We start from the raw sequence: 18025 nt of genomic DNA, 5'->3' as shown, positions 1-18025 counted from the left end.
AGGCTGCGCCGGTCGTTGTGGCGAGCCGTTCCGGATGCGAAAGGGCCGCCCTGTCTAGGACGGCCCTTCATGGCGTTTCGTCAGCCCTGACAGGCCGGAACGTCGTCCTGCGCACCTTCGCAGGCCTGCTCCTTGGAGATGTGGCCGGCGTCGATGGCCTTATCCAGCGTCTCCTTGGTGATCGGCGTCGGCTCCAGGAAGATGGCGTTCATCTCGACGCCCTTCTCACCGCCGCTCCACTTTTCGGCGCCTTCGATCTCTTCCATCGTCTTGCCGTCTGCGAGAGCGGACGCGATTTCAGCGGCCTTCTTGCCGAGATCGCGGCTGTTTTTCCACACCGAGACCGTCTGCGTGCCACGCGCCACGCGGTTCAGGGCAGCCAGATCGCCATCCTGTCCGCCGACCGGGGTTGCTCCGTCCATACCCTGCGCGGAGAGTGCGGCGATGACGCCGCCCGCCATGCCGTCATTTTCGGCCAGCACCGCGTCGATCTCGTTATTCTGGGAGGTCAGGCACTGCTCCATGTTCTTCTGGGCATTGTCCGGCTTCCAGCCATCGGTGAAGGTCTCGCAGGCAATGTTGATCTTGCCGCCTTCGACGTCGCCGCCGATCACTTCCATCATGCCTTCGAGAAGGAACGTCGCGTTCGGATCGCCCTTGTCGCCCTTGATGATCGCGAAGTTGCCCTCCGGCTGCACCTTCGTCACTTCCTCGGCGATGATGCGTCCGACGCCCTTATTGTCGAAAGTCAGATAGAAAGCGCGGTCGTCCTCGATCAGCCGATCGTAACCGACAACCGGCACGCCTTCATTGGCGGCCTGTTCGATGGCCGGCCCGATGGCGTCCTTGTCCATGGCTAGGATAATAAGCGCATCGACGCCCTGAGACAGCAGCGCCTCGACATCGGTGATCTGCTTGGATGCCGAAGCCTGCGCATCGGCCGAGACATAGCTGTCGCCCGCCGCTTCGATCGCTTCCTTCATCGCCGCTTCGTCGGTCTTCCAGCGCTCCTCCTGAAAGTTCGACCATGACACGCCGATCCTCTTGCCCTCTGCGAGAGCTGGCCCGGCAAACGCCATGCCGAGAGCAGCGCCAGCCAGCAGCGCCGTTGTAAATATCTTCATCTGTTCCTCCCAATGCGCCATGCGCAGGTCACACACCGGCACAAGCCGGCCTCCGATGAAGCTTTATTTCAAGCCTCGAAAAAAAGCGTGACGGATCGTTTCGCATGTGTCAAGAAGGAATTGGGAGTTTCGTAAGCTGTTGCATTGCAAACATTATTTGCTGCAGCAGCGAAGTGGAGGAGTTTTCGATGGCAAGCCGGCCCGTCGCCACGCGCCCGGATGATATGCGCCGTCTGAACCGTGCGCGCGTCCTTGCCGCCTTGCGTCGTGCGGGACAGGCCAGCCGCAACGAACTGGCGCGTGATACGGCGCTGTCGGCGGCCAGCATATCGACCATTACCGGCGAATTGATCGACGAAGGCCTCGTGGTGACGGCGAATGGTGACGAAGCAAGGCGCGCCGGGTCAACACGCGGGCGACCCCGTGTTACGCTGACGCCCGCTTCGTCCGCTGCGTCTCTTGCCTGTCTGTCCCTGCAGTTCGGCAGCCTTGGAATAAGGCTGGTGGATTATCGCGGCGAGGTGCTCCATGCCGAAAACACGAACTGCCTGACGCTGGAGCTGACAGAAGACACGCTGATCGAAGCGATGAACGGTCTGGTGGACCGTGCGCTGGCGGCGGCCGGGGCGCGCGCCGGCCCGTTGCAGGGTGTGGTCATCGGCGTGGCCGGGGTGATCGACCTTGAGGGTACGACCATTCAATGGGCGCCTTCGCTCAGCATACGCGACGTCCCGGTCTCCGCCCGTCTGGAGAAGGTTTTGGACGTACCGGTCCGGCTCTGGAACGATTGCGATCTGATGGCCGAGGCTCTGCATGGCGAAGGTTTCGCCGGGGGCAGCGATTTCGGCACGCTGCTGCTGTCGCGCGGGGTCGGCATGGCGCTGCGACTTCGTGGGCAACTGGTCAACGGGCTGGCGTCGTCCGGCGTCGAGTTCGGCCATATTCCGGTGCATCCGGATGGCGCGCTGTGCCGATGCGGCAATTACGGCTGCGTTGAAGCCTATGCCGGCGATTACGCCATGGCCCGCCGCGCTGCCGGACTATCCTGCCGCACCGCGCCGGTGCCGATCGGCGAAGTGCGGGAACTGGCGTCGATCGGCGAACAGGCCGCCGCCGGCAATGCAGACGCCGTGGCGGCTCTGTCGGAAGCCGGCGAGGCGGTCGGTTACGGGCTAGCCGCGATCTTCAGCCTGGTCGATCCGTTTCCGCTGATGATCGTCGGCCTTGACGACGTGCTTCGCGAACGGCTGACGCAATCGATCCGCGCCACGCTTCGCAAGACCCTGGCCGGCAAAGCCGTCGCCGACGATCTGGTGATCGACGGCCGGCCCGATCCCGGTCCGCTCGTTCATCGCGGCGCGGCGCTGTCGGGACTGACGGCGCTCGACCGGACCCTGCTCGCCAGCCCGCCGCCGATTGACAAGGCGGCGGGAGGAGAGGCGGCATGAAATTCACATCCGCTCTCGCCCTGTCGCTTTTGCTCTCCCTAGGCTCCGCTGCTTGGTCCGCTGACCTCTTCGACGAGCGTGCGCGGATCGAGCGGGTCGAGGATGGCGCATTCGCCGGCACGCTGTCCGGGCAGAAGCTTCAGGTCTTCCGCGATATGGGCGAAACGCTCTTCACGGCCCGCTTCACGAGTGCGGACGGGGCGGGTCGCCGCATGGCGACGCAGGCCATCGTCCCGACCAAGCGCAAGCGGGAGGCGCCAGCCGCCTTCCAGCGCCTCGCTGGGATGGACGCCAATAGCTGCGCCTCCTGCCACCGCGATCCGAAGATTGGCGGCGCCGGCGACTTTTCTGCCAATGTCTTCGTGTCCGAAGGCTTCAACCAGGCGGATTTCGACACCACCGATCCGCAATTCTCCAATGAGCGCAACACCAACCATCTGTTCGGCGCCGGGCTGATCGAACTGCTCGCGCGCGAGATGACCGCCGATCTTCAGGCGATCCGACGCGCCGCTCTGGTCGAAGCCAGGCGGACCGGCCGGACGATGCGCAAATCGCTCGCCACGAAAGGCGTCGGCTTCGGAACCATCATCGCCGAGCCGGACGGTATGGTCGATCTTTCGGAGGTGGAGGGCGTCGACACCGATCTGGTCATCCGCCCCTTCGCCCATAAGGGCGTGATGACATCGCTGCGCCAGTTCAGCATCAATGCCGCGAACCACCATCACGGGATGCAGGCGACGGAACGCTTCGGCGCGCGCTGGACGGGCGAAGCCGATTTCGATGGCGACGGGTTCGACGACGAGATCGGCGAAGCGGAAATCGCCGCGCTTGTCGCCTGGCAGGCCCATCTTCCGGCGCCAGGACGCCTCGACGATCTGGATGCGGGCAATGCGGAACGGGTGGCCAATGGCGAGCGGCTGTTCGGCGAGATTGGCTGCGCGTCGTGCCACCGGCCTGCCTTGCCGATCGACAGCCTGACCTTCGCCGATCCCGGCCCGGTCGATGCAGCCGGCACGATACGTCCCGGCGAGGGCACCGACCGCCGCTACGATCTGATCGAAGCGGCAATGGATTTGCCCCGCAACGACAAGGGGCAGATCATGGTGCCGCTGTATGGCGATCTGAAGCGCCACCGCATTGCCGACCGGCAGGTGGACGGGTTCGGCAACGAACTTCTGGCCCAGCGCTTCGTCGATCGCGATGTCTTCCAGACGACCGAATTGTGGGGCGTAGGCTCCACTGCGCCTTACGGCCATCGCGGCGACATGACGACGCTTCATGAGGCGATAGAGGCGCATGGCGGCGATGCCCGCGCCTCGCGCGATGCCTATTTGGAGCATTCCGAAAAGGAACGCGCCGATCTGATCGGCTTTCTGCGAACATTGGTGATCCCGTGAGACGATGCCTGACCATGCTCGCAGCGGCGCTTTTCGTGTCGCCTTCGCACGCCGCCGAACCGGCAGCGCTGACGATGGACGTGCCGGCCTTGCAGAACGAGGCGCTCGCGGCGGGCGTCGAGCATGTCTATGACGGCCCGTGGGAATATTTCGTCGGCGGCGGCGTCGCGGCGTTCGACTGCAATGGCGACCGCTTCCCCGATCTGGCGATGGCCGGCGGCACCAACGATGCGGCGCTTTATGTCAACCGCTCCATGCCGGGCGAGGCGCTGCGCTTCGCGCAGAAGGACAGCGCGTTTCCCGCCGAGGCTCGCAGCAAGGTGACGGGTCTTTATCCGCTCGACATCGATGGCGATGGCCATAAGGATCTGGTTGTCTTGCGGGTCGGCGAGAACATCATCCTTAAGGGCGATGGCGCCTGTGGGTTTGAAAAGGCCAACCGGGCGTTCGGCTTCGATGGCGGACGCGAATGGAGCACGGCCTTTTCCGCGACCTTCGAAAAGGGCCAGCGCTTCCCGACGCTGGCCTTCGGAAATTATGTCGATCGCAGCGCCCCCGGCTCGCCCTTCGGCACCTGCCATGACAACGTCCTGATCCGGCCGGGCAAAGACGAGGGCAGCCTGCCCGACTACTCCGAACCCCAGGCCATGACGCCCGGATACTGCGCCCTGTCGATGCTGTTCACCGACTGGAACGGTTCTGGCACGCCCTCGCTGCGCATCACCAATGACCGGCAATATTATCGCGGCGGGCAGGAAGAGCTCTGGCGCGTCGATCCCGGCCGTCCGGCGCGACCCTACCGGTCGTCGGATGGTTGGCGCACGGTCACGATCTGGGGCATGGGAATTGCCGAAACCGACCTTGATGCCGATGGCAAACCCGAATACGCCCTCACATCCATGGGCGATACCAAACTGCAGACGCTGGACGACGAAGCCGAGGACGACCGTCCCGTCTATCGGGACATCGCCGTGGAGAAGGGCGCGATGGCGCAGCGGCCCTATACCGGCGATGACATCAAACCCTCCACCGGGTGGCACGCCGAATTCGCCGATATGAACAATGACGGCCGGACCGATCTCTTCATCGCCAAGGGCAATGTTCAGCAGATGCCCGATTTCGCCCGGTTCGACCCCGATAATCTGCTGCTCGGCACGTTTGACGGCCGGTTTGTCGAGGCGGGCGAGCCGGCGGGGCTGGCGCAGCCGACCCGGGGGCGGGGCGGGGCCATTGTCGATCTGAATATGGACGGCATGCTCGACCTCATCGTCGTGAACCGCCAGGCGCCGGCTGCCATTTTTCGCAATCTCGGCGCCCGGTCGTCCGAAGAGAGGAATCCCGTGCCGATGGGCAACTGGATCGCCGTCGAATTGCGCCAGTCGGGGTCGAACGCGGACGCCATCGGCGCGCTCGTTTCCGTCCGCATCGGAAACGAGACCGTCACGCGCCGCGTCTCGGTCGGCGGCGGCCATGCTTCCGGCCATCTCGGCTTCGTGCATGTGGGCACGGGCACTGCCGAACGGGCTCAGGTGCGGGTCAAATGGCCGGATGGCGAATGGAGCGCGCCCTATCGGGTCTTTGCTGGCAATTTCGTGCGCATCGACCGCGATGCCGACCATGCCCGCTACTGGTACCCGATCCGTCTGGACGACGAACGGACAGACGAACACGCCGCCAGCGCAAACCCGGACATCCGTCAATGAACAATTCAAAAATGCAGACCGCGGCGCTTTCCCAGAGTGGCCCGGTCGGAGCGATGGCTGGCGAGGCGTTGCCATTTCCAGTCATTGTCGGCGATGTCGGTGGCACCAATGCGCGGTTCGCTATCGTGCCCTCGGCAACGGAACCCTTTATCCGCCTGCCGGCCCAGCGGACTGCGGCCTTCGACAGTATCGAAGAGGCGCTGATTGCAGCTCTCGAGGGCTGGGAAGGTGCGCCACCAGCTTCGGCCCTGTTCGCCGTGGCCGGGCCGGTGCTGGGCCACCGCATTCCGCTGACCAACTGTCCCTGGGTGATCGACGTTCAGACCGTGATGGCGCGGCTCGATCTGTCCGTCATCATGGCGGTCAACGATTTCGAGGGTCAGGCGCTGGCCGCTGCGGCCCTGCCGGACGATGCCTGGACGACCCTACGCCAAGGATCGCCTGTTGTCGGCGCACCGCGTATCGTTCTCGGTCCCGGCACCGGCCTTGGCGTCGGGGGGCTGCTCGATCTTCCGAACCTATGGGTTCCCGTACCGGGTGAGGGCGGTCATGTCGATCTCGGTCCGCGCACCGAAGACGATCTGGCGCTCTGGCCGTATCTGCACCAACAGGTCGGATCGCGTGTATCGGGCGAATCCGTTTTGTGCGGGCGCGGCCTTCTGACACTGTACCGTGCCATGGCCGCCCGCCGTGGTGAAACCCCGCTTCACGCCACGCCCGAAGCCGTGACGGACGCCGCCGGTGCCGGCGACGATCCGCTGGCCGTCCAGACCATTCGTCATTTCGTCACCTATCTCGGTCGGGTCGCCGGCGATCTGGCCCTGATCTACGGGGCGCGGGGCGGGGCCTACATCACCGGCGGCATCGCCCCGGCCATTCTGCCGTTCCTGCAGGGGTCGGATTTCGCCCGATCATTCGATGACAAAGCGCCCCATTCGGCCTGGTTGTCGTTGATCCCGATTCATGTCGTGGCCCACGCATCTCCAGCAATCGCCGGATTGGCGGCGTATGCTGCGGAGCCGCAGCACTATGCCGTTTCGCGTTCGGAACGGTGCTGGATGCGCGACGGCCTTTAACCTTTGGAAGCTGTTCGAGGTTCCTCACCGGTCGTCTCGTCCGAACGGCCGCGCCAGCGGTTCCAGCGATGCGACAATTCGCCGACGATGCCCCGGCGGAACAACAGCACGCAGACCACGAAGACCGCGCCCTGGACAATGGTGGTGAGCGAGCCGATCTGCGCCAGCTCGTTCTGCAGCGTGATGATGATGGTCGCGCCGAGTATCGGTCCGAGCATGGTGCCGATCCCGCCCAGCACCGCCATGAGAACCACTTCGCCGCTCATCTGCCATTGCACGTCGGTCAGCGAAGCAAGCTGGAAGATCATGACCTTGGTGGAGCCGGCCAGACCCGCCAGCGCCGCCGACAGCACGAAGGCGAGCAGCTTGTAGCGGTCAGCATCGTAGCCGAGCGAGATTGCCCGGTCCTCGTTCTCGCGGATCGATTTCAGAACCTGGCCGAAGGGCGAATGGACCGTGCGATAGATGATGAAGATGCCGAAACAGAAAATGGCCAGCACCAGATAATAGACATTGATGTTGCTCGTCATGTCGACGACGCCGAAGAGCGGCCGGCGCGGCACGCCCTGCAACCCGTCTTCGCCACCGGTAAATGGCGCTTGCAGGCAGACGAAATAGACCATCTGCGACAGCGCCAGCGTGATCATGGCGAAATAGATGCCTTGGCGGCGAATGGCGAGCGCGCCAATGAGAAGGCCGAGCAAAGCGCCCGTGGCCGTGCCGGCCAAAATGCCCAGCTCGGCCGTGAAGCCGAGCGTTTGCAGGCAATAGCCGGTGACATAGGCCGAAAAGCCGAAAAATGCGGCGTGGCCGAAGGACAGGAGGCCGGCGAAACCGAGCAGGAGATTGAAGGCGGCGGCAAAGAGCGCAAAGCACAGCACCTTGGCGATCATGACCGGATAGATGAAGTGCGGCGCAATCAGAAGAAAGGCGATCCCGATCACCGCCCATAGGCGCAGATCGGCCAGCAGCGGGGTGCGGTGCTCGCTCTCTTCGTCCGCGAGATGCGACAGTTCGCCGGCTGAATGCGGATTGCTCTGGCTCATGATCTTATGCCGCCTTTCCGAAGAGGCCTGCGGGCCGGACGATCAGGACGATGGCCATGACCACGAAGATGACGATGTTGGAGGCCTCCGGCCAGAAGACCCGGGTGAGGCCTTCGCAGACGCCCAGCAGAAAGCCGGACACGATCGCGCCCTTGATCGAGCCCAGCCCGCCGATCACGACGATGGCGAACACCACGATGATGATGTTGGATCCCATGAGCGGATTGACCGAATAGATCGGCGCGGCGAGAACGCCGGCAAAGGCGGCGAGTGCGACGCCGAAGCCGTATGTGACCGTGACGAGAAGCGGTACGTTGACGCCGAAGGCGCGTACCAGATCGGCATTCTCCACCGCCGCGCGCATGGTCGCGCCGAGCCGCGTCTTCTCGATGAGAAGCCAGGTGGCGATGCAGACGATCAGGGACGCGACGATGACCCAGGCCCGGTAGACGGGCAGGAACATGAAACCGAGATTGAAAACCCCTTGCAGGGCGTCGGGGATGGCGTAGCGCTCACCCGATACGCCGTAGAAATGGCGGAACGCGCCCTCCAGCAGCAGCGCCAGGCCGAAGGTCAGCAGCAGGCCATAGAGATGGTCGAGTTCTGCAAGCGGGCGCAGCAGAAGCCGTTCGATTACGATACCGAACAGGCCGACAATGACAGGCGCTAGCAACAAGGCCGGCCAGTAGCCGATCCCAGCAATGTCCAGCAGAAGGAAGGCGACGAACGCGCCGACCATATAGAGCGCGCCGTGGGCGAAATTGACGATGTTCAGAAGGCCGAAGATCAACGCCAGCCCAAGACTGAGGACGGCGTAGAACGCGCCATTGATCAGCCCGATAAGAAGCTGACCCATGAAGACCGGTAGCGGGATGTCGAAGAACGCCATTCTGAGTCCTTGTCTACGCCGGGACGCACGATGCCGGTCGAGCGGCTATTGGCCGCTCGACCGCTTGTCGGAGTTCAGCCCTTGACGGCTGCGCAGCTGCCGTCTTCCAGCGAGCGGAAGGCGTCGTCGCCCGGAATGGTGCGGACGATGTTGTAATAGTCCCACTTTCCTTCGCTCTCGTCGGGCGTCTTGACCTGCGCGAGGAACATGTCGTGGACCATCAGCCCGTCTTCACGCACCCGGCCATTGCGCGAGAACGCATCCTCGATCGGCATTTCCTTCAGCTTGGCTACGACGGCCTTCGCTTCGTCCGTGCCGGTTTCCTTGACCGCCTTGAGATAGTTCAAAGCGGAAGAATACATGCCCGCCTGCACCATTGTCGGCTTGGCGCCATGCTTCTCTTCGAACTTGGCGCTCCACTCGCGGGCCTTGTCGTCCTGATCCCAGTAGAAACCGGTGGTGAGGGTAAGGCCCTGCGCGGCGTCGAGACCGAGCGCTTCAACATCGGTGAGGAAGAGGAGAAGCGAAGCCACTTTCTGGCCGCCCTGCACGATGCCGAATTCCTGCGCCTGCTTGACCGAGTTCTGCGTATCGGTGCCGGCATTGGCAAGGCCGATCACCTTGGCGCCGGAACCCTGCGCCTGGAGAAGGAAGGAGGAGAAATCCTGCGTCGGGAAGGGCGCGCGCACATTGCCGGTCACCGTGCCGCCATTCGCCTTGACGGCCTCCATGGCGTTCTCCTCCAGCTTGTGGCCGAAGGCGTAGTCAGCGGTGATGAAGTACCAGCTATCATTGCCTTCCTTCACCATGGCGACGGCTGTGCCGTTGGCCAGCGCGTCGGTGTCGTAGGTCCAGTGAAGGCCGGTTTCCGGCGCGCAGTTCTCATTGGTGAGCGCCGCCGTTGCCGCACCGTTGTTGATATAGGCGATGTTCTTTTCGCTGGTGACTTCCTGCAGCGCGATGCCGACGCCGGAATTGGCGCCGCCGAGAATGAGATCGATATTGTTCTGGTCCGACCACTGCCGCGCCAGGTTGGAGCCGATATCGGCCTTGTTCTGGTGATCGGCGGTCATCAGTTCGATCGTCTTGCCGTCGATTTCGCCGCCCATTTCGTCGATCGCCATCTGCACGGCGACGACCGAGCCCTGACCGTCCAGCGCGGAATAAGGGCCGGACATGTCGAGCAGCATGCCGATCTTGACGGCGTCGTCGGAAACACCGCCGCCGTCCTGCGCGAGGGCAGGGGCAGCAAGAGCAGTCGCCGCGCCGGCCAGAAGCATGGTTTTGAAGAGTTTCATGGTAATCCTCCCAAGGGTTTCGTCCCGGTTCAAACGCCGAGATAGCCTGTTATCTTTTCTCTGTTGGCTTCCACCTCATGCCGCTCGAAACTGTCGATGACCTGTCCGTGCTCCACGATGTGGTGGCGGTCACCGACGGCTTCGGCGAAGCGGAAGTTCTGTTCGACCAGAAGAATTGTGAAGCCTTCCTCCTTCAGCTTCTCGATGATCTGGCCGATCTGTTCGACGATGACCGGGGCAAGCCCTTCCGTCGGTTCGTCGAGAAGAAGCAGATGCGCGCCTGTCCGCAGGATTCGCGCTATGGCCAGCATCTGCTGTTCGCCGCCGGAAAGCTTGGTGCCCTGGCTGGCCCCGCGCGCCTTCAGAATGGGAAAGAGCTCGTAAACGCGTTCCACGCTCATGCCGCCCTCGGCGACCACGGGCGGAAGCATCAGGTTCTCCTTGACCGTGAGCGAGGAGAAGATGCCGCGCTCCTCCGGGCAGAAGGCGATCCCGGCCCGGGCGATCTGGTTGGCAGACAGGCCGATCGTCTCCACCGCGCCGAACCGGACCGATCCGGTCCGTTTGCGCACGAGACCCATGATCGATCGCATCGTCGTGGTCTTGCCGGCGCCGTTGCGGCCAAGAAGCGTGACGATCTCACCCTTGCCGACGGTGAAGTTCATGCCATGCAGGATGTGGCTTTCGTCATACCAGGCTTCCAGGCCTTCGACGCTTAGAAGCGACTCAGTCATGATGGGCGGCCCCCATATAGGCGGAGATCACTTCGGGGTTCCGGCTCACCTCGTCATACGTGCCTTCAGCAAGAACGGCGCCGCGTTGCAGGACGGTGATCGTGTCGGACAGGTCCGCCACAACGCTGAGATTGTGCTCCACCATGAGAACGGTCCGCCCTTCCGCGACACGACGGATAATGTCGGCGACGCGCTGAACGTCGCCCGTGCCCATGCCGGCCATCGGCTCGTCCAGCAGCATGACTTGCGGCTCCAGCGCCAGCGTTGTCGCCAGTTCGAGAAGCCGCTTGCGCCCGTAGGGCAGTTCGGTCGCCAGATTGCGCTCGGCGTCGTCTAGCCCGACCGTCGCAAGGATGGAGCGGGCTTCGTCGTTCAGAACGTCGAGCCCCTTTTCCGATTTCCAGAAATGATAGGAATTGTGCATCTTCCGCTGCAACGCGACACGAATATTCTCCAACAGCGTCAAATGCGGAAAGACCGACGAGATCTGGAAACTCCGCACCGCCCCCATGCGGGCGATCTCGGCAGGCTTGCGCTTCGTTATGTTCTCGCCATTCAGCAGAATGGTTCCGCTGCTGGGCTGCAGAAATTTGGTGATCAGGTTGAACATGGTGCTCTTTCCGGCGCCATTCGGCCCGATCAGAGCGTGGATGGTTCCCTCCGCCACCTGCAGCGACACATCGTCTACTGCAGTAAAGCCCTTGAAGGACTTCGTGAGATTTCGGGTCTCGATAACATAACCCGTCATTCGCGGCCGGCTCCTCCCAGATCCTGCTAAATGATCGGATCGGCCTCCCAACCGTTCCGATACCCATGCCCGCAATCGTCGGTTCGATCACGGCATCCTACCGACCCGTATGGGAGCGTTAAAGCGCGACCGTGGCAAGTGAAAAAGTTGGAAAAATTTTCTTTACGTTTGGCCTGCCTGGCCTAGGAACGCGCGAGCGCCTTCGCGACCGTCCGCTTCGCACACGGGGTCTCGATCCGGGCCGCCAGCCTATTCGCGGTCCTGCGTGTCGTCGTCCAGCACCCGCCAGGCCGCACCGTCGAGATCGTCGAACTGCCCACTGCGGAGCGACCACACAAAAGCGACCAGGCCGGCGAAGCCCAGCATCAGTGCGATTGGCAGAAGGAGCAGAATGACGTTCATCCGGCGAAGCCCTGCTGCGCGGTGGGGTTCGCCGCGTCGTTCAACCCCTGGTGGGAAGCAGACCCGCGCTCGCCGGATGACAGACGCAGTGCGTTGCCGACGACGAGGATCGACGATCCGCTCATCAGAAGCGCGGCGATAAGGGGTGTGACGAGGCCGGCCATCGCGAGCGGCACGGCAAGCACATTGTAGCAGATAGCCAGCGTCAGGTTCTGACGAACCAGCCGCCGCGCCTGATGAGCGAGCGTCAGTGCGTTGTCCACGGCGCCAAGATCTTGCCGGGTAAAGACAAAATCGGCGGCAAGACGTCCGACATCGCAGGCCGAACCCGGCGCGAAGGAGACATGCGCGCCGGCAAGACTGGGCGCATCGTTCAGCCCGTCACCCACCATCAGCACATGAGCGCCATTTTCACGCAGTGCATCGAGCCGCGCCAGCTTGTCGGCCGGCCGGCACTCGGCGCGCCTGTCGGCAATGCCCAGACGTTCGGCGATGGCGGAGACCGCGCGGGGGCCGTCGCCGGACAACAGTTCGACCGGCAGGCCGCGGTCGCCAATGGCTTCGACCGTCCTGACTGCTTGAGGACGCAGGCTTTCCGCAAGTTCGATCGGCCGCAGCGGGTCTCCTTCGAAAGCGAAGGCCAGCCCGCTTCTCAGCGCTGCTGCGTCAGCAGGTCGGTCTGCGATCTCCGCAACCCAGTCGGCGCGGCCGAGCCGGGCAAGGCGTCCGTCGAACCGCGCTTCGATGCCCGCTGCCGGTTCTTCGCGAATGGCCTCGGCCGATGGTGTCGCGGGGTCGGGCAGATAATCGGCGACGGCCAGCGCCGCCGGGTGCGATGAATGTTGTGCCAGTTCCGATGCTGCATAGCGTTCCCGCGTGGTCGCAAGCGCGCATTCGACAACGCGTGGACGGCCCGTGGTCAGTGTGCCGGTCTTGTCGAACACGACATGATCGGCTTCGGCGAGGCGTTCCAGCGCGTCGCCATTGCGCATCAGAATGCCGGATTCGAACAGCCGCGCTGCCGCGATGACGTGCACGACCGGCACCGCCAGGCCAAGCGCGCAGGGGCAGGTGACGATGAGAACCGCGACGGCCGTATCGAGCGACATCCAGATATCGGTCGACCAAAGCATCCAGCCAACGAAGGTCAGCGCCGCCAGAGCGTGAACGACAGGGGCATAGAGGCCGGCCAGCCGGTCGGTGAGCGAGGCGGTTTCACCGCGTCCCTGCTCGGCGGCTTCCATCATGGTGGCGATCTCGGAGAGGAAGCTCTCATTGGCGGCTTTCTCGACGCGCAGATCGAACGGTGTGGACAGGGCCAGAACACCGGCTTCCAGCCGGGTGCCGGGCGCTGCGGCCACCGGTTCCGCTTCGCCGGTCACGAGTGAGCGGTCGACCGTGCCTTCGCCCGACAGAACCACCGCATCGACGGCGAGCCTTTCGCCGGTCGTCAGTCGCACGATATGGCCGGGCCGCAATTCATCGGCAGGCACCCACTCGGCCTGGCCGTTCTCGCTAACCAGCCGCGCGCCTTTCGGCGCCATACGGGTCAGCGAAATGACGGCGCTGCGAGCCCGTTCGCGCATACGCTGGTCGAGATAGCGGCCGATCAGCAGAAAGAAGGTCAGCATCACGGCGGCATCGAAATAGATATGCCCTTCGCCGACGATGGTTCGCGCGATGCTCATGCCGAGCGAGAGGATCAGCGCCAGCGCAATCGGCACGTCCATGTTCACGCGCCCGGCCCGAACGGCCGTAAGCGCCGACATGAAGAAAGGACGGCCAGAAAATGCGACGGCCGGCACGGCGATCAGCAGCGATATGAAATGGAACAGATGCTGCGTCGAATCCGCGGCTCCACTCCAGACCGAGACGCTGAGCAGCATGATGTTGGCGGTGGCGAAACCGGCGACGGCAAGCGCGATGAGAAGCTTGCGCGCCTCCTGGCGGTCGCGTTCGGCATCCAGATCGCCGAGATCGACGGGAGAGGCGTCATAGCCGAGGCGCTGAACCGCGCGCTCGATGGTGTCGAGTATGTCCGGCTCATCGTTGTCAAAGGTCACAATAAGGCGGCGCAGCGTCAGATTGGCGCGAACCGTATGAATGCCTTCGAGACTGGAAAGCCCGCCCTCCAGCGCCGCGATGCAGGCGCCGCAATGCATCTCCGGTACCGACAGGACGAGACGCCCAATGCCCTCATTGTCCTGCCGCACGGCATGGAGCCATTCGGTCAGGCGTTGCGCGCGCGCAGCGTCGGCCAGCAGATCCTGCGATCCGCTACGAGCGTCCAGTGCAGGCGCGCAACAACTCATCAGTCGGTCCCCACCTCGCCTTGCGGAACGGAGAAGCGGATCGAACCCTGCCAGGGTTCGGTTCCTTCCGCGTCGACGGCCAGCTTGGCCACCCATTCACCGGCATGGAGCTTGACCTGGCGGCCATAGCCGCCCGATGAGAGCGGCGGTAGTTCGACAATCTGGTCGTCGCGGTCATACATCACGCCGGTAAGAGCCGCCGTGACCGTGGCGCGTTCGACCGCCTTGCCGTCACCATCCTTGAGCGTAACGGTGAGAAAGCCGTCATCGACATTGGCGCCGATCTTCCAGCCGCGTGCGATCTGCGCGGCCTGCAGGGCCCGCTCCTTCTCGAAATTCTGGCTGGCGACGTAGGAATTTTTGACCACCAGGCCGGTCCAGCTTTTCGATGCAAGAAAGGCAAGTGTCAGATTGACGGAAATGACGACGCCGAAAAAGGCGATCATCACCATCAGCATGTGCCGCCCCGTAAAGGGGCCGCCACGGAAAACGGACTGGGCCATTTTAATCCTCCGGTACTTCGAACCGGGCACGATATTCGTCGTGCTCCTGGTCGGTCTGGTCATCGACGCTGAAAGTGAAACGCGCCGTTTCGTCGGGTAGCTGGTCGCGCGGAACGGTCACGTAGACCTTCAACTGCCGCAGCTTGTCCGGGTCGACCGGCACAGCAACACTGCGCGCCGGCTCGTCATTGATCTCGTTCACCGAAATGGTTCCGCCTTCGAGCCCTTCAATGCCAAGGCGTATGGTGCGCGGTTCCGGCTTCATGTTCAAGATCTTGATCGTATAGCCGTTCTGAACCGAACCATCGGACAGGCGCGTGAAGACCGGGTTGCGGTCGTGGAGGACATTCACCTCCAGCCGGTCGCGCAGACCGAGGGCGAACAGCATGGCAATGCCGATCGCCGCCCACAGTCCCGTATAAATAAAGGTGCGCGGCCGTAGCAGGTGCGCCCAGCGGAAGTTTCTGAAGCCCTCCTTCACATGGCCATCATCCGTATGCACCCGGTCCGGATCGATCCGACCCGTGCCCGGCTCGGTCGCCATGGCCATGTTGGTGTTGTAATCGGCGAGGGTGGCGTAGGAGATAAGGCCACGGTCACGGCCGAGCTTGTCCATCACATCGTCGCATGCATCGATGCAGAGCGCACAGGTGATGCAGGCCATCTGCTGTCCGTCGCGAATATCGATACCCATGGGGCAGACGACGACGCACGCGTTGCAATCCACGCAATCGCCGGTTTTAACGCCAGCGGCCGCTTTCCTCTTCTTGCCGCGACCGCGCGGCTCGCCCCGCCAGTCATTATAGGTGACGGTCAGGCTTTCCTCGTCGAGCATCGCAGCCTGAATACGAGGCCAGGGGCACATATAGATGCAGACCTGTTCGCGCATCAGCCCGCCGAAAACGTAGGTCGTCGCGGTCAGAACGGCGACGGTCATATAGGCGACGGTCGGCGCCTCGCCGTGGATGAACTGGTCCGCAAGCGTCGGCGCATCGGCGAAATAGAAGATCCACGCACCGCCCGTCGCAACCGCGATGACGATCCAAATGGCGTGTTTGGAAACCCGCTTGGCGATCTTGCCGAACGTCCAGGGCGCGTCTTCCAGGCGGATGCGCGCATTGCGATCGCCTTCGATGAAACGCTCGATCACCAGGAAGAGATCGGTCCAGACGGTCTGCGGACAGGTATAGCCGCACCAGGCGCGCCCTGCGATCGATGTCACGAGAAACAGCCCGATCCCCGCCATGACGAGCAGGCCGGCGACGAAGAAGAATTCCTGTGGCCAGATTTCCACCATGAAGAAGTAAAAGCGGCGATTCGCCATGTCGATGAGCACGGCCTGATCGGGGGCGTATTCGCCGCGATCCCAGCGCAGCCACGGCGTCAGATAATAGATGCCGAGCGTCACCGCCATGATGATCCATTTCAACTGCCGGAAACGCCCATTGGCCCGTTTCGGGAAAATTTTCTTGCGCCCTTCATAGAGCGGCTTGTCCGACGGGTCTGCATTGACGGGCTCGACATCATGACGGCCAACCTCCTGAGGCGGACGGGTCGGTTCGGAAACACTCGACATCTTCACTCCTGGCAATCGGCATGAGTCGGCAATTTTCTCATCCCATGCCTACACTTATCGTCGGCCGCCTTGATCGATATCAACTCCGAACTGCGTCGATTATTAAATATGCCTAAAATTGCATGTAAAGTCAGGGACTTGTGGCTGCGTCGCGGCTTGCGCATTCGCCCTTTCGATTTATGGTCGTCGTCTGGCCAAACCTATCCCAAGAACGGGAGAAGACGAGCCGGATTGTCTTGCGACGTACCGGCTGGGCGACCACACGCTCTGCCATTTCAGGTGAGGGGACAGCATTCATGACTGCAATCATCGATTTTCTGAACAACATCTTCTGGGGCTATGTTCTGATATACGGCCTGTTGGCAGTGGGGCTCTTCTTCACACTGCGTCTCGGCTTTCTCCAGCTCCGCCATTTTCCCGAATTCTTCCGGGTGATCTTCGCGTCGGGCCAAACCGACAGTTCCGGTATTACGCCGCTTCAGGCGTTGACGGTCAGTCTCGCGAGCCGGGTCGGCACCGGTAATCTTGCAGGCGTCGCGGTCGCGTTGACGCTCGGCGGACCGGGCGCCATCTTCTGGATGTGGATGGTCGCCCTGGTCGGCATGGCGACGGCCTATGCGGAATCCACACTGGCGCAGCTCTACAAGATCCGTAACGAGGACGGCGATTATCGCGGCGGCCCTGCTTTCTATATCTCCCGCGGTCTGCGGCAGAACTGGGCGGCCGTCATCTTCTCGGTGGCGCTGATCCTGTCCTTCGGGCTGATCTTCCAGGCGGTTCAGGCCAATTCGATCGCCGATGCCATGGAAGCCGGTCTCGGCATTCCCAAGCTCTGGGTCGGTCTTGCGGTCGCGGCCCTTGCCGGCATCGTGATCTTCGGCGGCATCCGCTCCATCGCCCGCGTGGCCGAAATCGTGGTGCCGTTCATGGCGATCGCCTATCTGGCCGTCGCCCTGTTCGTCATCATCGTCAATATCGCCGAAGTGCCGGCGGTGTTCATGCAGATCATCGGCAATGCATTCGGCTTCGAGGAGGCAACCGGGGGTGTTGCGGGCGGTGTGATGGCCGCCATGCTGAATGGCGTCAAGCGCGGCCTGTTTTCCAACGAGGCGGGCATGGGCTCGGCGCCGAACATCGCGGCGGTCGCAACGCCCGTTCCGCACCACCCTTCTTCGCAGGGGCTGGTTCAGGGGCTCGGCGTTTTCATCGATACGCTTCTGATCTGTACGGCGACGGCCTTCATGATCCTTCTGTCGGGCGTCTACGAGCCGGGCGGCACGACTGGCACCGAATTGACGCAGATGGCGCTTGCCGACCATATCGGTGAGACCGGCACCTATTTCGTGGCCATCGCGATCTTCTTCTTCGCGTTCACCTCGATCATCGGCAACTACTCCTATGCCGAGAATGCGCTGACCTATCTGGGCCTGGCCAGCCGTGGCGGTCTTCTTGTCATGCGGCTCGCCGTGATCGGCATGGTCGTATGGGGCTCGGTACAGGCGGTTTCAACCGTCTTCAACTTCGCCGACGCGTCGATGGGTCTGATGGCGACGGTCAATCTGATCGCGATCCTGGCGCTCTCCGGCACGGTGGTGAAGCTGACGAAGGACTACTTTGCCCAGCGTGCGAAGGGCATCGAGCCGCTGTTCGACAATGACGATTATCCCGAACTGCAGGGCCGCATCGACGGCACGATCTGGACCCGACACGGCAAGTCCGAAAATGCGGCGGTGGCCGATACAGTGGTCAAACCGGGCGAATGAAACGTC

15 protein-coding genes are annotated in these 18025 nt (G+C 63.1%); 5 read left to right on the top strand and 10 right to left on the bottom strand.

What is annotated here, in order from left to right:
- Nucleotides 1-80: 80 nt before the first annotated feature.
- The gene (locus tag B7H23_RS01870) at nucleotides 81-1124 is read right to left on the bottom strand and encodes a substrate-binding domain-containing protein (protein ID WP_094076809.1); all 1044 of its coding nucleotides are present in this window, start codon (nucleotides 1122-1124) and stop codon (nucleotides 81-83) included.
- Between the two features lie 188 nt (nucleotides 1125-1312).
- Between B7H23_RS01870 and B7H23_RS01865 the strand changes: the two genes are divergently transcribed.
- From B7H23_RS01865 to B7H23_RS01850, 4 genes are read left to right on the top strand one after another with little or no spacing between them, the layout of a single operon-like run.
- Nucleotides 1313-2572 (top strand): ROK family transcriptional regulator, encoded by a 1260-nt coding sequence (locus tag B7H23_RS01865; protein WP_158215742.1) that lies wholly within the window; start codon nucleotides 1313-1315, stop codon nucleotides 2570-2572.
- Entirely contained in the window at nucleotides 2569-3969 is a 1401-nt protein-coding gene (locus B7H23_RS01860; RefSeq protein WP_094075700.1) for a di-heme oxidoredictase family protein, read from the top strand. The genes B7H23_RS01865 and B7H23_RS01860 overlap by 4 nt, the downstream gene beginning before the upstream one ends.
- A gap of 14 nt (nucleotides 3970-3983) precedes the next feature.
- Nucleotides 3984-5672, top strand: coding sequence for a CRTAC1 family protein (locus B7H23_RS01855; RefSeq protein ID WP_094075699.1), 1689 nt, complete (start codon nucleotides 3984-3986; stop codon nucleotides 5670-5672).
- Complete coding sequence (locus tag B7H23_RS01850; RefSeq protein ID WP_240534941.1) at nucleotides 5669-6748, top strand: glucokinase; 1080 nt, start codon at nucleotides 5669-5671, stop codon at nucleotides 6746-6748. The genes B7H23_RS01855 and B7H23_RS01850 overlap by 4 nt, the downstream gene beginning before the upstream one ends.
- Here the strand turns inward: B7H23_RS01850 and B7H23_RS01845 are convergent.
- The 9 genes from B7H23_RS01845 to ccoG all read right to left on the bottom strand — a co-directional run bounded on the left by B7H23_RS01845 (nucleotide 6745) and on the right by ccoG (nucleotide 16256).
- The gene (locus B7H23_RS01845) at nucleotides 6745-7794 is read right to left on the bottom strand and encodes a branched-chain amino acid ABC transporter permease (protein ID WP_094075698.1); all 1050 of its coding nucleotides are present in this window, start codon (nucleotides 7792-7794) and stop codon (nucleotides 6745-6747) included. The genes B7H23_RS01850 and B7H23_RS01845 overlap by 4 nt on opposite strands.
- 4 nt (nucleotides 7795-7798) lie before the next feature.
- Complete coding sequence (locus B7H23_RS01840; RefSeq protein WP_094075697.1) at nucleotides 7799-8683, bottom strand: branched-chain amino acid ABC transporter permease; 885 nt, start codon at nucleotides 8681-8683, stop codon at nucleotides 7799-7801.
- Nucleotides 8684-8757: 74 nt separating this feature from the next.
- Nucleotides 8758-9981: an ABC transporter substrate-binding protein gene (locus B7H23_RS01835; RefSeq protein ID WP_094075696.1), complete on the bottom strand. Its 1224-nt coding sequence runs from the start codon at nucleotides 9979-9981 to the stop codon at nucleotides 8758-8760.
- A gap of 29 nt (nucleotides 9982-10010) precedes the next feature.
- Nucleotides 10011-10715, bottom strand: a complete 705-nt coding sequence (locus tag B7H23_RS01830; protein WP_094075695.1) for an ABC transporter ATP-binding protein — start codon at nucleotides 10713-10715, stop codon at nucleotides 10011-10013.
- Entirely contained in the window at nucleotides 10708-11463 is a 756-nt protein-coding gene (locus B7H23_RS01825) for an ABC transporter ATP-binding protein (RefSeq protein WP_094075694.1), read from the bottom strand. Before B7H23_RS01825 ends, B7H23_RS01830 begins: the two co-directional genes overlap by 8 nt.
- 249 nt (nucleotides 11464-11712) lie before the next feature.
- Nucleotides 11713-11865, bottom strand: coding sequence for a cbb3-type cytochrome oxidase assembly protein CcoS (ccoS, locus tag B7H23_RS01820; RefSeq protein ID WP_094075693.1), 153 nt, complete (start codon nucleotides 11863-11865; stop codon nucleotides 11713-11715).
- The gene (locus B7H23_RS01815) at nucleotides 11862-14177 is read right to left on the bottom strand and encodes a heavy metal translocating P-type ATPase (RefSeq protein WP_158215741.1); all 2316 of its coding nucleotides are present in this window, start codon (nucleotides 14175-14177) and stop codon (nucleotides 11862-11864) included. The genes ccoS and B7H23_RS01815 overlap by 4 nt, the downstream gene beginning before the upstream one ends.
- Nucleotides 14177-14680, bottom strand: coding sequence for a FixH family protein (locus B7H23_RS01810; RefSeq protein WP_094075691.1), 504 nt, complete (start codon nucleotides 14678-14680; stop codon nucleotides 14177-14179). Before B7H23_RS01810 ends, B7H23_RS01815 begins: the two co-directional genes overlap by 1 nt.
- Nucleotide 14681: 1 nt before the next feature.
- Nucleotides 14682-16256: a cytochrome c oxidase accessory protein CcoG gene (gene ccoG / locus B7H23_RS01805; RefSeq protein WP_094075690.1), complete on the bottom strand. Its 1575-nt coding sequence runs from the start codon at nucleotides 16254-16256 to the stop codon at nucleotides 14682-14684.
- Nucleotides 16257-16552: 296 nt separating this feature from the next.
- Here ccoG and B7H23_RS01800 point away from each other — a divergent pair, with 296 nt between their 5' ends.
- Nucleotides 16553-18019, top strand: coding sequence for an alanine/glycine:cation symporter family protein (locus B7H23_RS01800; RefSeq protein ID WP_094075689.1), 1467 nt, complete (start codon nucleotides 16553-16555; stop codon nucleotides 18017-18019).
- The last annotated feature ends 6 nt before the right edge of the window (nucleotides 18020-18025 follow it).

It is taken from the genome of Notoacmeibacter marinus (assembly GCF_002238045.1).
Taxonomy (GTDB): Bacteria; Pseudomonadota; Alphaproteobacteria; order Rhizobiales; family Rhizobiaceae; genus Notoacmeibacter; species Notoacmeibacter marinus.
The sequence above is the reverse complement of the archived record's forward strand: the minus strand, read 5'-3'. Positions and strand labels throughout refer to the sequence as shown.

Excerpts from the sequence above, each read along its gene's own strand:
- B7H23_RS01870 (WP_094076809.1), bottom strand. The coding sequence starts at position 1,124 with ATGAAGATATTTACAACGGCGCTGCTGGCTGGCGCTGCTCTCGGCATG.
- B7H23_RS01865 (WP_158215742.1), top strand. The coding sequence starts at position 1,313 with ATGGCAAGCCGGCCCGTCGCCACGCGCCCGGATGATATGCGCCGTCTG.
- B7H23_RS01860 (WP_094075700.1), top strand. The coding sequence starts at position 2,569 with ATGAAATTCACATCCGCTCTCGCCCTGTCGCTTTTGCTCTCCCTAGGC.
- B7H23_RS01855 (WP_094075699.1), top strand. The coding sequence starts at position 3,984 with ATGCTCGCAGCGGCGCTTTTCGTGTCGCCTTCGCACGCCGCCGAACCG.
- B7H23_RS01850 (WP_240534941.1), top strand. The coding sequence starts at position 5,669 with ATGAACAATTCAAAAATGCAGACCGCGGCGCTTTCCCAGAGTGGCCCG.
- B7H23_RS01845 (WP_094075698.1), bottom strand. The coding sequence starts at position 7,794 with ATGAGCCAGAGCAATCCGCATTCAGCCGGCGAACTGTCGCATCTCGCG.
- B7H23_RS01840 (WP_094075697.1), bottom strand. The coding sequence starts at position 8,683 with ATGGCGTTCTTCGACATCCCGCTACCGGTCTTCATGGGTCAGCTTCTT.
- B7H23_RS01835 (WP_094075696.1), bottom strand. The coding sequence starts at position 9,981 with ATGAAACTCTTCAAAACCATGCTTCTGGCCGGCGCGGCGACTGCTCTT.
- B7H23_RS01830 (WP_094075695.1), bottom strand. The coding sequence starts at position 10,715 with ATGACTGAGTCGCTTCTAAGCGTCGAAGGCCTGGAAGCCTGGTATGAC.
- B7H23_RS01825 (WP_094075694.1), bottom strand. The coding sequence starts at position 11,463 with ATGACGGGTTATGTTATCGAGACCCGAAATCTCACGAAGTCCTTCAAG.
- ccoS (WP_094075693.1), bottom strand. The coding sequence starts at position 11,865 with ATGAACGTCATTCTGCTCCTTCTGCCAATCGCACTGATGCTGGGCTTC.
- B7H23_RS01815 (WP_158215741.1), bottom strand. The coding sequence starts at position 14,177 with ATGAGTTGTTGCGCGCCTGCACTGGACGCTCGTAGCGGATCGCAGGAT.
- B7H23_RS01810 (WP_094075691.1), bottom strand. The coding sequence starts at position 14,680 with ATGGCCCAGTCCGTTTTCCGTGGCGGCCCCTTTACGGGGCGGCACATG.
- ccoG (WP_094075690.1), bottom strand. The coding sequence starts at position 16,256 with ATGTCGAGTGTTTCCGAACCGACCCGTCCGCCTCAGGAGGTTGGCCGT.
- B7H23_RS01800 (WP_094075689.1), top strand. The coding sequence starts at position 16,553 with ATGACTGCAATCATCGATTTTCTGAACAACATCTTCTGGGGCTATGTT.